General features: G+C 63.7%; 15 protein-coding genes. 3 read left to right on the forward strand and 12 right to left on the reverse strand.

Annotated features, from left to right (window positions below; all coding sequences use genetic code 11):
• Positions 1-3 precede the first annotated feature (3 nt).
• From CHB65_RS09335 to CHB65_RS09345, 3 genes are all read right to left on the reverse strand, one after another.
• Positions 4-825 carry a hypothetical protein gene (locus CHB65_RS09335; RefSeq protein WP_089384790.1) on the reverse strand — a complete coding sequence of 274 codons (822 nt, stop codon included), beginning with the start codon at positions 823-825 and terminating at the stop codon, positions 4-6.
• Between the two features lie 3 nt (positions 826-828).
• Positions 829-1,602: a hypothetical protein gene (locus CHB65_RS09340; protein ID WP_089384791.1), complete on the reverse strand. Its 774-nt coding sequence runs from the start codon at positions 1,600-1,602 to the stop codon at positions 829-831.
• 162 nt (positions 1,603-1,764) lie between these two features.
• A complete protein-coding gene (locus CHB65_RS09345; protein ID WP_089384792.1) occupies positions 1,765-2,874 on the reverse strand; it encodes an OBG GTPase family GTP-binding protein in 1,110 nt (369 codons plus the stop codon).
• A gap of 205 nt (positions 2,875-3,079) precedes the next feature.
• Here CHB65_RS09345 and CHB65_RS09350 point away from each other — a divergent pair, with 205 nt between their 5' ends.
• Positions 3,080-3,280 carry a VNG_1110C family protein gene (locus CHB65_RS09350; RefSeq protein WP_089384793.1) on the forward strand — a complete coding sequence of 67 codons (201 nt, stop codon included), beginning with the start codon at positions 3,080-3,082 and terminating at the stop codon, positions 3,278-3,280.
• Between the two features lie 174 nt (positions 3,281-3,454).
• Here CHB65_RS09350 and CHB65_RS09355 read toward each other — a convergent pair whose 3' ends face one another.
• On the reverse strand, positions 3,455-3,865 hold the full coding sequence (locus CHB65_RS09355; protein WP_179213634.1) for a hypothetical protein: 411 nt from the start codon (positions 3,863-3,865) through the stop codon (positions 3,455-3,457).
• A gap of 260 nt (positions 3,866-4,125) precedes the next feature.
• Between CHB65_RS09355 and coxB the strand changes: the two genes are divergently transcribed.
• Positions 4,126-4,920 carry a cytochrome c oxidase subunit II gene (coxB, locus tag CHB65_RS09360; RefSeq protein ID WP_089384795.1) on the forward strand — a complete coding sequence of 265 codons (795 nt, stop codon included), beginning with the start codon at positions 4,126-4,128 and terminating at the stop codon, positions 4,918-4,920.
• A gap of 2 nt (positions 4,921-4,922) precedes the next feature.
• The gene (locus tag CHB65_RS09365; protein WP_089384796.1) at positions 4,923-7,424 is read left to right on the forward strand and encodes a cbb3-type cytochrome c oxidase subunit I; all 2,502 of its coding nucleotides are present in this window, start codon (positions 4,923-4,925) and stop codon (positions 7,422-7,424) included.
• A 186-nt stretch (positions 7,425-7,610) separates the two neighbouring features.
• Here the strand turns inward: CHB65_RS09365 and CHB65_RS09370 are convergent, their stop codons facing one another.
• The 8 genes from CHB65_RS09370 to CHB65_RS09400 all read right to left on the reverse strand — a co-directional run bounded on the left by CHB65_RS09370 (position 7,611) and on the right by CHB65_RS09400 (position 13,100).
• Positions 7,611-8,366, reverse strand: coding sequence for a GNAT family N-acetyltransferase (locus CHB65_RS09370; RefSeq protein WP_089384797.1), 756 nt, complete (start codon positions 8,364-8,366; stop codon positions 7,611-7,613).
• 154 nt (positions 8,367-8,520) lie between these two features.
• Entirely contained in the window at positions 8,521-8,793 is a 273-nt protein-coding gene (locus CHB65_RS09375) for a cytochrome C oxidase subunit IV family protein (RefSeq protein WP_089384798.1), read from the reverse strand.
• Positions 8,794-8,955: 162 nt separating this feature from the next.
• Complete coding sequence (locus CHB65_RS17430) at positions 8,956-9,108, reverse strand: hypothetical protein (protein WP_179213631.1); 153 nt, start codon at positions 9,106-9,108, stop codon at positions 8,956-8,958.
• A gap of 82 nt (positions 9,109-9,190) precedes the next feature.
• A complete protein-coding gene (locus tag CHB65_RS09380) occupies positions 9,191-9,631 on the reverse strand; it encodes a DUF7313 family protein (protein WP_089384799.1) in 441 nt (146 codons plus the stop codon).
• A gap of 5 nt (positions 9,632-9,636) precedes the next feature.
• The gene (locus CHB65_RS09385; RefSeq protein ID WP_089384800.1) at positions 9,637-10,539 is read right to left on the reverse strand and encodes an NAD(+)/NADH kinase; all 903 of its coding nucleotides are present in this window, start codon (positions 10,537-10,539) and stop codon (positions 9,637-9,639) included.
• 50 nt (positions 10,540-10,589) lie between these two features.
• Positions 10,590-11,219 (reverse strand): DUF420 domain-containing protein, encoded by a 630-nt coding sequence (locus CHB65_RS09390; RefSeq protein WP_089384801.1) that lies wholly within the window; start codon positions 11,217-11,219, stop codon positions 10,590-10,592.
• 79 nt (positions 11,220-11,298) lie between these two features.
• Positions 11,299-12,345 carry an NAD(P)-dependent glycerol-1-phosphate dehydrogenase gene (locus tag CHB65_RS09395; RefSeq protein WP_089384802.1) on the reverse strand — a complete coding sequence of 349 codons (1,047 nt, stop codon included), beginning with the start codon at positions 12,343-12,345 and terminating at the stop codon, positions 11,299-11,301.
• Between the two features lie 83 nt (positions 12,346-12,428).
• A complete protein-coding gene (locus tag CHB65_RS09400) occupies positions 12,429-13,100 on the reverse strand; it encodes a LysE family transporter (protein ID WP_089384833.1) in 672 nt (223 codons plus the stop codon).
• Between the last annotated feature and the right edge of the window lie 93 nt (positions 13,101-13,193).

Genomic DNA, 13,193 nt, shown 5'->3' on the forward strand with positions numbered 1-13,193 from the left:
GGTTCATTCCCTCCGATCGAACCGTAGCCGCATGTCAATGCTCCCGATCGCCTCCGGGACGGTCCCGACATCCGCTTCGCGATAGTCCGGCACGGCCGTATGGAGCCGCTCGTCGAAGGCGACCTTCATCGAGAGGTCCATCGTCTCCGTGACCGCCCGGGGCAGGCCGTTTTTTACCATCCCCGCGATCGTCTCCCGTCGTTGCTTCCCGAGCTCGTGTGCGGCCGCCCGTCTGATCCGGTTGACTGCCCGCTCGGTGAGGACTGGGACCCGCATCTCCCGGTCCGCAGCGAATTCGAGCACGTCCGACGAGGCCCCGGGGAGCTCCGCGACCGGCCCGTCCGCATGATCATCATCGCCCGTATGTATCCGCCGGTCGTCGATGACCGTGTCCGTGACCGGGAAATCCAACGATCGCTTCGTGGCCCCGTGGAGCAGGGATTCGAGCCCGGCGTCGGCACCTCGAGTGACAGCCGTTCCGGCATACTCCCTGACCGACGTGCCGATCTGCCCAGCCGTCTCCGAGGATCCATCCCCCACGTCGAGCACATCGCCCGGGTCGATCCCCGCGTCACGAAGCGCTGTCGCCATCTTCGGGAGGTATACGGCCCCGACCCGGACGCGTGTCCGTGTTGGATCGGCGGGATCCGGATAGGCCGATCGAAGGAACTCATCGACCTCGCGATCGGTGACCAGCTCCTCGGGAGGCCGGTCAAGCGTGGTGGTTAGCTCCTTGGCCGACGCCTCCATCTCCGTTTCGGCTGCACGCACGCCGTCGACCGCGTCGTCGATCAGCCGCGCGATCAGTGTGGCTGTTTCGGGCACCGATCACTCCTCCGGTGTTCTGAGCGGGACGTAGTCCCCTCGGAGGTTGAGTTCGACCTTCCCGCCGATCTCGACCTGTGCGGACGTGTAAGCGGTATTGCTCCGGTTCACCGAGGAGGCCGTCATCCGGCTGGCATTCGCCCGTCCCGAGATGCCGAAGACACGACCGATCCCGCCGCCGGCCCTCACGCTGGCCCCTGCGGAGGTCCGCCGCTGTCTGCTGCTGGATCTTCGGCTGGTGTCCCGACCGTACGTGGTGAACTCGAGACGGGTCTCTATGCGACCGGTCTCGACGACGGTCCGGATGACTCCCGTCTCCACCATCTCCTGAAGGGCGTTGAGTCGGCGTCTCGCCAGTCGTCGACTGGCCAACCGCTCCACATTCTCAACGCCGTCCTCATCGAGCGTTTCCCCCTCTTCGGGGATCGACAGATCGAGATCCGGATCCGCTGCCGCCGACTCGAACAGTCGGCCGGCGCGGTCCGCCTCCTCCGCTGTCACTTCGTGTCCCTCGACGAACGAGGTCGTTCCCGGATCCTCGCCCGGGAACCGTTCGGCGAGGAACTCCCGGACGTCCGCGTCGGTCACCGACTCGGTCTCGAACTCCTGTACCGAGAGGCTCACCCGTTCGAGGAGTTCCGCATACGCCTCTTGTTGTCTAATGTTCGATGAGACGATCGCGTCGAACACTTCACTGATGAGCTTTGCTGTGAATTCGGCGAACCCGAGGTCCTCGAGCTGTGACGCGTTGTCTACCGCTTGTTCTGCTGCTGACATTTTATTCCCCGCACGGGATTCTCAGAGCGATAATATAACTGTAACAGAAATAAATATCTCACCGGTTCACTGTTAAAATTCCTTCCATATTCACACAATCATCGGGACATGGTACGAAAAATAGCTCGTCCCGGTCTCTCGGTACCAGCCATGTGCTGCGGATCACTTTCGCGCGACGATCCGCAGGACGTCCTCGTCCGCGAGTTCGTGACCCTTGCCGACCTGCTGTTCGTCGTGTTTCGCGCTCGGGCCGGTCACCCGCGCGAACTTGAACCGTTCGTCCAACTCGCCGCCGAGTTTCTCACAGGCGTCGCCGACGGTGTCGCCCTCGAAGAGGATGAGCGGTTCCTCATAATCCACGCCACGGCCCGGTTTGTCCATGTAGATGCGAACGAGCCCCAACTCGCTCCAAAGACGTTCCTTTAACCCGTCGAGGCCACGGTTCTCCTCGGCGGAAATGAAGACGACCTCGTCGGGATCGAGATCCCGTTTTTCGAGCTCCTCCTCCACCGTCGGAAGATAGTCGCGATCGATGAGGTCCGCCTTGTTGATCGTCACCATCGACGGGAGGTAGACCCGGTTGTCCATGACCGCGTCGACGAGTTCGTCGATCGTCAGGTCATGTGGGATCGTCACCTGCGCGTTGACGTAGCCGTACTCCCGCAGGACCTGCTTGACCGTCTCCTCATCGAGATCGACGCCGTCGCCCATCGTCACCTGAATACCGTCCTTGTGGGTTTTCCTGACGTTGACGTTCGGCGGCTCCGTGTCGATCCGGATGTTGGTGTTATACAGCTCCTCGCTCAACCGGTCGTACTGTTCGATCTCGAAGACGGAGAGCACGAAGACGACCAGGTCGGCCGTGCGGACGACCGAGAGGACTTCCTTCCCGCCGCCACGACCACCCGCCGCCCCCTCGATCAACCCGGGCACGTCGAGCATCTGGATGTTCGCCCCCCGGTACTGGAGCATGCCGGGATTGACATCGAGCGTGGTGAACTCATAGGCACCCGTCTCGCTGTCGGCGTTCGTGAGGGCGTTGATGAGCGTCGACTTGCCGACGCTCGGGAAGCCGACGAGCGCGACTGTCGCATCGCCGTGTTTCTCGACCGCATAGCCGTGTCCGCCGCCGGCCGAGGACTGGTTCTCCAGTTTCTCCTTTTTCTCCGCGAGCTTCGCCTTCAGCCGCCCGATGTGTGCCTCCGTGGACTTGTTGTAGGGCGTCTCGGCGATCTCCTCGCGGATCTCCTCGATCTCTTCCTCCAGTCCCATTGGTGTAGGGTCGGCCGTTCGGCTCGTTAAAGCTGTTCCTTCTCGCCCACGACCGTCCGTGTCGACGCCCACACGCAGCCATGACGAACCGCATCCGTCCCTGACACGAACGATCGTCAGGTCCGGATTCGTCCACGAGAAAGTAGTTGGTCCATCGATATTTCGACACGGTTATAGCCCGGAGACCGGATCGATCGATCATCGAATGCCGGATCCGAGACGACTCAGGGACAGCACACAGATCGTCCTCCCGTCCGCGGCCCTCTCCGGGCTCCGGGACGATATTCAAGACCGGTTCGTCGTCACGATCTTCGAGGATGAGGGCCGTTGTCGGATCATCGGTAGTCCGGTCGAGATCAAACACGTGGGGCGATTCCTCGCACGCCACGGCGTTGCTGTCGCGTGAGTCGTCCTCGATGTCGCGTGTTTCGTGACCGATCGAATCGAACCCTGTCGGACCGGGATCGCTCCCGGTCGGCCGATCTCGCCGGAACGGATCGGATCGCTCGCCGATCGTCGACACGATACCTCGGGATTTGGCTCCGATGGTATCCCCCTCGACTCGGCCGTCGTCTCCTCCTCAGGTCAGAAGTTGCACCGTGATCACGACGAGAAAGACGAGCCCGGCCGCGAACGATCCGGCGGCGACGCCGTGGGCGTTGCCGAGCCCGCGTCCACGTGCTCCAAAGTACGCACCGAGAAAGACGAACCCGGTGATCAACAGCCCAACCAACCCGTAGACGACGTTGAGAAGCAGCGGCGCCGTTCCCTCGGGGAGCCCGAAGTCGCCGACCGCGAGGACGGCGAGCGCACCTACGCCGACGGCGACAACGACGAACGTCACGGACCAAACGGCGGGGGTCCGAACGAACGCCCGCAGCCGACGAACGGTTGTATCGTATCCGTCCCCCGACCCTTCCCCACGGGGTGGATTTCGCTGACCGCCGATCCGCGCGACCGCGATGAACGTGGCGATCACGAGCAACCCCATAAACGCCGTACTCAGGATGCCTATCGAAACCATGATCTCGTTGTTACTTGTGGGTCCGGGCGTGCGTATATATAGCCTTCGTATGTCTTCATCGACGAGGCGGTTGCGAGCTCACCGGAACGCATCGGTTGTCGTTATCGTCCCGTCACTCGTCGGGGCTTTATTAGTTGATTACAGGTGAATCCACCTCCGCAACCGCTACGCTACAAAAGAGCTAAGTGCGCCTTCGCCAAGGGGATGATAAGAGCAGAGCGACAAACATGATAACATCACTTACCCTACAACAGGGTGCCGACTGGGACGCGCAGGCGGACGTGTTCAACGAGATCTTCTTCGTCTTTCTCGCGCTGGGAACGGCGATCGGGATCATCGTCGTCGCCTACACGCTGTGGAACGCGTACAAGTATCGCGATGCCGACGGAAACGGGACCCCCGATGAGGACTTCGATCCGCCAGTCGTCGGTGAGCTTCCCACCGGCCAGGGCGGGCCGAAGGCGAAGAAGCTCTTTTTATCCTTCGGGCTGAGCGCTATCGTCGTCATCAGTCTGGTCGTCTACGCGTACGGCCTCCTCCTCTACGTCGAGGAGGGGCCGGACGCCGGGAGCCAGATCGAGATGGAAGGCGACGAGGACAACCTCGAGGTGCTCGTGGACGGGTTCCAGTTCGGCTGGGATTACACGTACGCGAACGGTCACACCGAGACGAACGAGATGATCGTCCCCGCGGACACACGGATAGATATCGCGGTGACTTCAAGCGACGTCTGGCATAACTTCGGCGCCTCGGAGCTTCGCTTCAAGGCCGACTCCATCCCCGGTGAGACGGCGTACACGTGGTTCTCCGTTAGCTCCGATGAGCTCGAACAGACCGAAGACGGCGAACGTGCGGAGTTCATGGTCGAGTGCTTCGAGCTGTGCGGCTCGGGCCACTCCCAGATGGACGGGACCATAACCGTGATGCCTCAGGACGAGTTCGAGGAATGGTATGACGACACCGAAAGCGACGACGAAGGGGTCGAGGAGTGGGAAGATGCCTTCGGCGAGGGGGGTGAGTAACGATGGCTGAGCTCCCACCGACGACCTCCGTCCGCCGCTGGCTCGTCACCACGAACCACAAGGACATCGGGATCCTCTACACGATCACGGCGCTGTTCTTCCTGCTCTTTGGCGGCGTGCTTGCCCTGCTCATTCGCGTGCAGCTGTGGGACCCCGCGAACCAGGTGCTGTCCGGCCTGGCGTACAACGAGGCGGTCACCGCCCACGGGCTGATAATGGTGTTCTGGTTCCTCTCGCCGTTCGCGTTCGGCTTCGCGAACTACTTCGTGCCGCTGCAGATCGGCGCTGACGACCTCGCGTTCCCGCGGCTGAACGCGCTCTCGTACTGGATGTACCTCTTTTCGGGCGTTCTGCTCGGGATCAGCTTCTTCCAGGGCGGCACGCTCGATGCGGGCTGGACGATGTACGCCCCGCTTAACGTGCCGATGTACACACCGAGTATCGGGTCGACGGGGGCGGTACTCGCGCTGTTCATGTTCGTCGTCGGGGTGACCGCCTCGACGGTGAACTTCCTCACCTCCATACATCACTCACGTGCGGAGGGGATGGGCCTCATGGACATGCCGATGTTTACGTGGTCCATCCTCGCGACCGTCTGGATGATGCTGTTCGCGTTCGCGGCGCTGCTCGCGGTCGGGCTTATCCTCGCGTCCGACCGCGTCCTTGGGAGCGTCTACTTCTCGGCGACCGAGGGTGGATCGCTGCTCTGGGGACACCTCTTCTGGTTCTTCGGCCATCCGGAGGTGTACATCGTCTTCTTCCCCGCGCTCGGGGTCATGCTGGAGCTGTTCCAGACGTTCTCCGGACGGCGGCTCGTCGGCCGGAAGTGGGTGATCATCTCGATCTGTCTGATCTCCGTGCAGTCGTTCCTCGTGTGGATGCACCACATGTTCCTCACGACGATCAACTTGGAGATCAAGACGCTGATGATGGCGACCACCATCGGGATCTCGCTCCCGTTCGACCTACTGGTGTTCGCGCTGATCTACACGCTGATCAAGGGCCGCATCCAGTTCACGACGCCGTTCCTGTTCGCCTTCGGTGCGCTGCTCCTGTTCATCCTCGGGGGCATCACGGGCGTCTTCCTCGGCGCGATCGTGTTGGACTACGAGTTCCGCGGCACCTACTGGGTCGTCGCCCACTTCCACTACGTGATGTTCGGCGGCGCGACGGCGCTGTTCGGCGGGGCCTACTACTGGTTCCCGAAGATGACCGGGAAGATGTACGACGAGTTCCTCGGCAAGGTGCACTTCGTCGTCTTCTTCATCAGCTTCAACATGGTGTACTTCTCGATGTTCCTCGCGTGGGAGACCCCGCGACGTGTCTTCGAGTACAACCCCGCGTTCACGAGCATCCATCAGGTCGGCACCGTCGGTGCGTTCATCCTTGGTCTGAGCTTCTTCATCATGTTCTACAACTTCGCGAAATCCTACGTCTCCGGTCCCGATGCCGGCGAAAACCCGTGGGACTACTCGCGGACGGCCGAGTGGGCGGTCTCCTCGCCACCGCCGCTTGAGAACTGGCCGAATCGCCCGTCGTACGCCTCGGGGAAACTCGAGTTCGTGAAGGACTACGTCCCCGACGGGGGCCCGGCGGTGAAAGCCGACGAGGACGGAAACGCGGTCACCGACGGCGGTGACCACCATCCGGATCACATCCGCAAGTATCCATACTGGGACAAACACGCGAGCCACGCCAGCATCTGGCCATTCCTGCTGTCGGCGGCGCTCGGCGTGTTGCTGTTGGGGCTTTCGGGGTTCAACCCTGCGACCGAGTTCCATTTCGGTAGCTCGCTTGCCGACTTCTCGATCGACATCATGAACCCGATCTATCCGGTGCTCACGGTCGTCGGGCTCCTTGCGCTGATATGGACCGGCTGGAAGTGGGGCATGGAGGACTTCTATGCGCCGCCGAGCGAGTTCGCCGAGCGGTGGCCGTTCGAAGGCGTCGAGAAAGTGAAGCTGGGGATGTGGTTCTTCCTCGCTTCCGACGTGATGGTCTTCGGTGCGTTCATCAGCGCGGCCGTGTTCATCCGCTGGAACGCCGGGTGGGGCACGTGGACACCGATCCCCGACCAGCTACCTGGGCTGATCAACACGGTCGTGCTGCTCACCTCGTCGTTCACGGTGATCCTTGCGCTGGTCGCGTCTCACCGGAAGAGCCGAAAGGGGCTGCTTGCCGCCCTCGGCGCGACGACCGTCCTCGGTACGACCTTCCTCGCCGTGAAGGCCTGGGAATGGTGGACGAAGATCTACGTCGACGGGGTCTTCCTCAGCACGGCTGCTGAGCCGTATTCGGCCGTTCAGGCGTCGGTTTACTTCGTGACGACCGGCCTGCACGCCGTTCACGTCATCGGCGGACTGCTCATCGCCGTCTTCCTGCTCTATCGTACCTACCACGGCGCGTACATGGAGGACGAGCGACCCGTGGAGTTCTTCGGGCTCTACTGGCACTTCGTCGATATCGTCTGGGTCTTCCTCTTCCCGCTGTTCTATCTCTTCTAAGCGAGCGGGGGAGGACGGATTCCTCCCGTTTTGCGTCCGTTCGACCATTTCTCGCCGACCTTGACCGTCGTGTCCGTCAGTGGACGTGAACACGGTCGGCCTCCCTCGGCGCTCGTGAACAGCCCACCCCGACGAGCGCGAGCCTGATCTCCGTTGGCGTGTCCGGCGTTCGTCGCGGCTCGCGGATCAGTACGCCGCGTCCCACCGGGTCGGTTTGATCCGGTTTGAACACTCCAGACACTCGACGCGGTCCATGGTATCGATGCTGACGTTCGTGCCCTCACAGGCGCCACAGAGGTAGCCGTAGCGCTCGGTGTGGCCCTCGTCGGTGTAGACGGCATAAAACGGGGCGATCGAACCGCGGTTGCTCTCCTCGTAGGCGACGTGAACGGTCTCGCCGTCGTCCGTCTCGTGAACCTCGGCCGATTGCGCGTCCGTCTCCGTCTCGCCGATCCATTTCCGGTAGATTCGCTCCTCGAACGTTTCGGACCCGATGTCGACCTCCTGTATCCCCGTGTGTTCGTACCCCTTCTGTTCATAAAACGCCGCGCCGGCCTCGTTTTCGGCGAGCACACGCCCCTCGATGGCGTCGACGTCCGCGTCCCGGAGCTCCCGTTCGATCCGGTCGAGCAGCTCCGAGCCGATCCCTCGTCCGCGTTCTTCCGGATCCACGTGGATCCAGTCGATCTCGCCGACGCGTTCACGACGGTCGACGACGTAGCTCTCGGCGAACGCGACGACAGCACCGCCATCGATCGCGACGATGAATCTCGTTGCGGGGTCATCTATCGCCTCTTCGAGGTCGGCACGGCCGTACCATCGCTCCGCGGCCTCCTCGAGGTACGTCTCCTCGACGACGTGTCCGTATGAGGCAGTTAGTGAGTCCTTCGCTACCGTCCGTATCGGTTCGATATCCGCTGTGTCGGCGTCTCGGAGATCCATACTGGCTGGTTCTCGGTCGAGGTATTAATAATCAGGCGGCGACACCGCTTTGGGATCGCGACGTCGCTGCCCTGTCACATTGAAAAGCGCGTGGTGGGATCGCCGTCCCGATCGGGTTGCAGTCAGTTCCCGGTTGTTGGTACACGTCGCCGGATCAGGTGATCGAGTAGGTCGCAGCAGCCATCAACAGTAGCACGAGTGCGAGCGACAGCAGCATCAGGTAGGTGAGCGATTTGTTCTCCCAGCGGAGGTGCTGGAAGTAGGCGACGATGAGGAACGACTTGATCACCGCGGCGCCCATCGTCCCGGCGAACGCCTGCTGGTAGGTGAAGAACTGGTCGAACTCGAAGAAGATGAACTTCGCGAACGCGAGGACGATGAGAGCGACGTAGATCGCCGTGTACAGTTTCACCGAGTCGGACGCCATTGTTAATGCGACAGTTGGCTTGCGTGCTTAAAGGGTTAACCATCCACCCTGCGATCGCCACATCGGTTCGGGATGCCGCCTGGGGATCGGGATCGTGTGGACACCCATCCCCATCGCTACCGTGAGAGCGCCGCGCCAGTCCGACGGTGACGAACCGACCGGCTACGACGACTCCCTCCTCGATTTCGGTCCCTTATGTCCTCCCCATCGTCTATATAAGTAGTACGCGACGAGGAACGGGACCGACCAGACCGCCACGCCGATGAAACCGTACCAGAGCCCCCAGAGCAGCTGTTCGGTTGGAAACGCGCTCATCGTGTGTTATCGGTGGGTCCGGAGTATAAACGCTCCGTCCGGGATTATCACCGCTCTCCGGTGGAGTCACCCGCCGCGTTGATCAGGCGACGATCACGTTCCAGACGGGTGCGACGAGGAAAAAGAGCGCGTAGTAGGCGGCATAAAACGTCACGAGCGCCGAGGCGGCGATCGCGCTTTTGGGTGCCTCGACGGTCATGTCGTTTCGCGCCTCGACGTTGCGGGCCTCGAATTCGAAGAGATCCGCGATGAGCATCGTCACGACGAGAATGGCCAGGACGGTGCCGCCCGTCGGCGCGTCGAGCGAGAAGAGGAAACTCAGGATGATGAGGCCGATGTTCGTGAACGCGTGTGGCGCATACCGTTCGACGTTGTCCCCCTCGGTGGCCTGCTCGATGTGCCGGCGGTGTGCAAGGTGCCGTGTCGCGAGGTTCGCAACCGCCATCACGAGGATCGCGAACGGCAGCATCGGCCCGACGACCGCGATCCAGTCGAGCGGAACGAGGAACTGCAGTGGGTCCATGTCGGTCACTCCGTGGACGAGTCATTAGAGTTTTTCCAATCGGGCGCGTCGTCGGCCCCGTCCTGTGACACCGAAACGAGATCGAACGTCCCGCCGGCGCGGATCCGAACCGGCTCCTGGGGACGTACCTCGCCCCGCACGATCCCGTCGACGGCAACCGCGACCGGTTCCCCCTCACGCTCCACGCTGAGCGTCGCGTCCCCGGGCACGACCCATCCGCGTCTCTGGATCCGAAACGGCGCAACCGGCGTGACGGTGAGCCCCGTACCCGGTTCCAGCGCGGGCGCGCCGGCGGTCCTCGCGTAGCCATCGCTCCCGAGCGGCGTCGCCACGACGACGCCGTCACCCCGAAAGGTTTCGCGCCGGCCGCTCCGGAAGGCGACGGCGTACTCCGATATCCGGGCGGTTTCGACGGTCATGAGCGAGACGCTGAGCGCGGAGCGGGCTCGGAGCCGTCCCTGACTGCCGGCAGAGACCGTGAGCAAAGCGTGTTCCGTCCGCTGCCAGTCGCCGGTGACGAGCGCGCTGATCGCCTCCGAAGCGTCCGACCGGGCCGCTCCGAGCCTCCCGACGCCGATCGGCAGCATGGGGGTATCGGTCTCGGAAGCGCGGATCGCGGCGGCGGCAACGCCGCGCTCGCCCACGGCGAGGATCGCCTCCGCACGGTCGGGCGAAACGAGACGGGCGCCCGCGTCCTCGACGGCCGTGCCGAGTTCGTCGGTCGGCGTCTCGCCGGTGTCGTGTTCGTCGGTCGGCGTCTCGCCGGTGTCGTGTTCGTCGGCTGCGGCGTCGACAGCCTCATCGGGTTTCGTGGTGGTGACCGGTCTCGGGGCCTCTTCCCGGCCCCCCTCGCACTGGAGCCCGTCGCCGTCCTCGACGATCGCGACGCGGTCCACCGACTGAGTCATACGCCGACCTGCGCGCGGGGGCGGTGAATAATCATCGGTTCACGCCACGGCTACCCGAACGGAAGTATGGGAAGCAGCGTCGCGGCCGCCGCCTCGAACGTCGAGTCATAGACGTGGTTTAAAAGCAGGTAGGCGACCACCCCGAGCACGAGCGAGAGGAGCCACGAGGCCGCGGCGATCCGGCCGACCGTCGCATGCCGCGTCTCGTGCCGGAGTTCGTATTCGCTGTGGGTCAGCCCGAGGATGACCGCGTACAGGACGACGGGAACCGCAAGCACCGAGAGGATGATGTGGATCGCGAGCATGATCAGATAGGCGATGTTTGCGAGGTCGGGACCCACGAAGTACTTCGTGCCGCCGCCGGCGACGCGGGGAAGGTACATCCCCAAAAAGACGATGATGAGCGCGAACGACGTCGTCATCGCCGCCGCGTGTTTTTTCACCTCCCCGCGACGGATCCAGTAGATCCCGAGCGAGAGCGTCACGATGGTCACGGTGTTAACGGCCGCGATGGCGTGGGTGAGGATATCCACGGTGGCCCGGCTCAACTCGGGGAACAACGCCTGAAACTCGGGGACCAAAAAGACGCCGAGGACCGCGCCGTAACCGACGACGGTGAGCAGGAGGGTGAGCGATCCGGCGCGTTCCTTGGCGCCCGCTCGCACGCTGGCAACTGACATAGGAATGCGTTGGGCGGGCACGGTAATTCCTCTTCGGATCTTCGCTCCTCGTGGGAACGCCCCCGCAGGATCGGTCGCCTCAGATCACGCCCGTCTTCGATGCGACCTCCACGGCCGCCTCCTCGCTGATCCCACCCTGCAGAATGGTGTATCGGTCGCGGATCTCGTGGGCGCCGGTGAACGCCTCGATCAGCTCCGCTTCGGTGATGCCGAGGCCCTCCGCGGTCGTCGGTGCGTCGAGCGACTCCAACGCGTTGCGGATCGCCCGCCACTGGCCGTCTTCGCCGTCGTGGAGGTACTCGGTCATTATCGAGGCGACGCCGACCTGGTGGCCGTGAAGCGCCTTGCCGGGCGCGATGCGGTCGAGTTGATGGGAGATCAGATGCTCGGCGCCGGAGGCGGGCCGGGAGGAACCGGCGATGGACATCGCGACGCCCGAGGAGACGAGCGCCTTGACGACGACCCACGAGGACTCCTCCAAGCCGGGTTTGATCATGTCCGCGCTCTGGACGAGCAGCTCCGCGGTCATCTCCGCAAGCGCCCCCGCGTACTCGCTGTATTCGACGTTGCGCAGCCGCTGGGCCAACCGCCAGTCCTTCACCGCCGTGTAGTTGGAGATGATGTCCGCACAGCCCGCCGTCGTCAGTCGCCACGGCGCGTTCGCGAGGAGTTCGGTGTCCGCAACGACCGCGAGCGGCGGATCCGCGGCCACGGAGTGGCGTGTGTCGCCCTCGGGGATGGAGGACCGCCCGGAGACGATCCCGTCGTGGGAGGCGACGGTTGGGACGGAGACGAAGCCGACGCCGAGATGGTCGGCGGCCATCTTCGCGGTATCGATCGGTTTCCCACCGCCGAGCGCGACGAGGTAGCCCGGCTCGACGGCCTCCGCGGTCTCGATCAATGCTTCGACCGCATCGAAGGAGGCCGACTCCACGACCGCGGTCGCCGGGTCATCGAACTGGGCACGAACCCGGTCGCCGGCGATCTCGTTCGGTGTCGGGCTCGAAACGATGAGCGGTCGTCCCGAGAGATACAGCTCCGAGACCGCCTCGCCGAGTTCGTCAACGACCCCGTGACCCACGAGGACGCTTCGCGGGAGCTTTATCCATTTGGCTTTCTCGAACATATCAGGCCGCTCTCGGCCGAGCGTCAAAGCCGTTGTCCATCGACGATCGATCCGCAGGGTGGGAATCGACCCGCAGTGGCGGGTCACGTCCACGCGAGCACGGTCGTGAGCGCATCGGCGAGAAAGACGATCCCGAACCCACCGAGGACGACGGCGGAGCCGACGGCGACCACCGGGCCGAACGTCTCGACCCGGCGCTCGGCGACGGCGAGGAGGGCGGGAAACGCGAGCACCCAGCCGAATATCCCGGCGAAAAAGCCGCCGAGGATCGCGGGTGACCCGGTCGTCACGACCAGAGTCCCCGTCAGTGTGTCCCCGAGTACGGGTATTGGCGCGAGCACGTCGAGCCGGCCCGGGCGCAACAGTCCGACGCCGACAGTCAGCCAGAAAAGCACCTGAAATGGGTTGCTCAGCGCCAACACCAGCGCCTTATAATACCCGTTTCCGGCCTCGATCGTCGGCTCATCCCCACTGGTCGGGCGGAACATCGCCCGTGCGTTCCGCGCCGCCCCGATCGCGAAGTAACACATGAGCAGGCCGCCGCCGCCGACCATCGCCGTCTGGAGCCGCGGGGCGGACTCGATGAGTGCGGCGACGCCGACGAACGCGAGGATAAAAAAGAGCACGTCCGCGGTCGCCGCGCCGAGCCCGGCTCGTGCGCCGGCATGCCACCCACGAAGGACGGCCTCCTCGGCGATGATGGCGTTCATCGGCCCCGGTGGAGCCGCGAGCGCCAGCCCGAAGGCCGTCCCCATCACGAAGGTGACGGCGAGATCAGCGAACGTCACGCCAGTACCCACGCGCGATGCCGTGAAAAATCCGCTTGCTCGGCCGTGGGCCGCCTCGTT

This window comes from Halorubrum vacuolatum (assembly GCF_900188065.1).
Lineage (GTDB): Archaea > Halobacteriota > Halobacteria > Halobacteriales > Haloferacaceae > Halorubrum > Halorubrum vacuolatum.

Coding starts and splice junctions, on each gene's coding strand:
- CHB65_RS09370 (WP_089384797.1), bottom strand. CDS start 8,366: ATGGATCTCCGAGACGCCGACACAGCGGATATCGAACCGATACGGACG.
- CHB65_RS09380 (WP_089384799.1), bottom strand. CDS start 9,631: ATGGACCCACTGCAGTTCCTCGTTCCGCTCGACTGGATCGCGGTCGTC.
- CHB65_RS09375 (WP_089384798.1), bottom strand. CDS start 8,793: ATGGCGTCCGACTCGGTGAAACTGTACACGGCGATCTACGTCGCTCTC.
- CHB65_RS09395 (WP_089384802.1), bottom strand. CDS start 12,345: ATGTTCGAGAAAGCCAAATGGATAAAGCTCCCGCGAAGCGTCCTCGTG.
- CHB65_RS09340 (WP_089384791.1), bottom strand. CDS start 1,602: ATGTCAGCAGCAGAACAAGCGGTAGACAACGCGTCACAGCTCGAGGAC.
- CHB65_RS09385 (WP_089384800.1), bottom strand. CDS start 10,539: ATGACTCAGTCGGTGGACCGCGTCGCGATCGTCGAGGACGGCGACGGG.
- CHB65_RS09400 (WP_089384833.1), bottom strand. CDS start 13,100: ATGGGGACGGCCTTCGGGCTGGCGCTCGCGGCTCCACCGGGGCCGATG.
- CHB65_RS09350 (WP_089384793.1), top strand. CDS start 3,080: ATGCCGGATCCGAGACGACTCAGGGACAGCACACAGATCGTCCTCCCG.
- CHB65_RS09390 (WP_089384801.1), bottom strand. CDS start 11,219: ATGTCAGTTGCCAGCGTGCGAGCGGGCGCCAAGGAACGCGCCGGATCG.
- CHB65_RS17430 (WP_179213631.1), bottom strand. CDS start 9,108: ATGAGCGCGTTTCCAACCGAACAGCTGCTCTGGGGGCTCTGGTACGGT.
- CHB65_RS09355 (WP_179213634.1), bottom strand. CDS start 3,865: ATGGGGTTGCTCGTGATCGCCACGTTCATCGCGGTCGCGCGGATCGGC.
- coxB (WP_089384795.1), top strand. CDS start 4,126: ATGATAACATCACTTACCCTACAACAGGGTGCCGACTGGGACGCGCAG.
- CHB65_RS09365 (WP_089384796.1), top strand. CDS start 4,923: ATGGCTGAGCTCCCACCGACGACCTCCGTCCGCCGCTGGCTCGTCACC.
- CHB65_RS09345 (WP_089384792.1), bottom strand. CDS start 2,874: ATGGGACTGGAGGAAGAGATCGAGGAGATCCGCGAGGAGATCGCCGAG.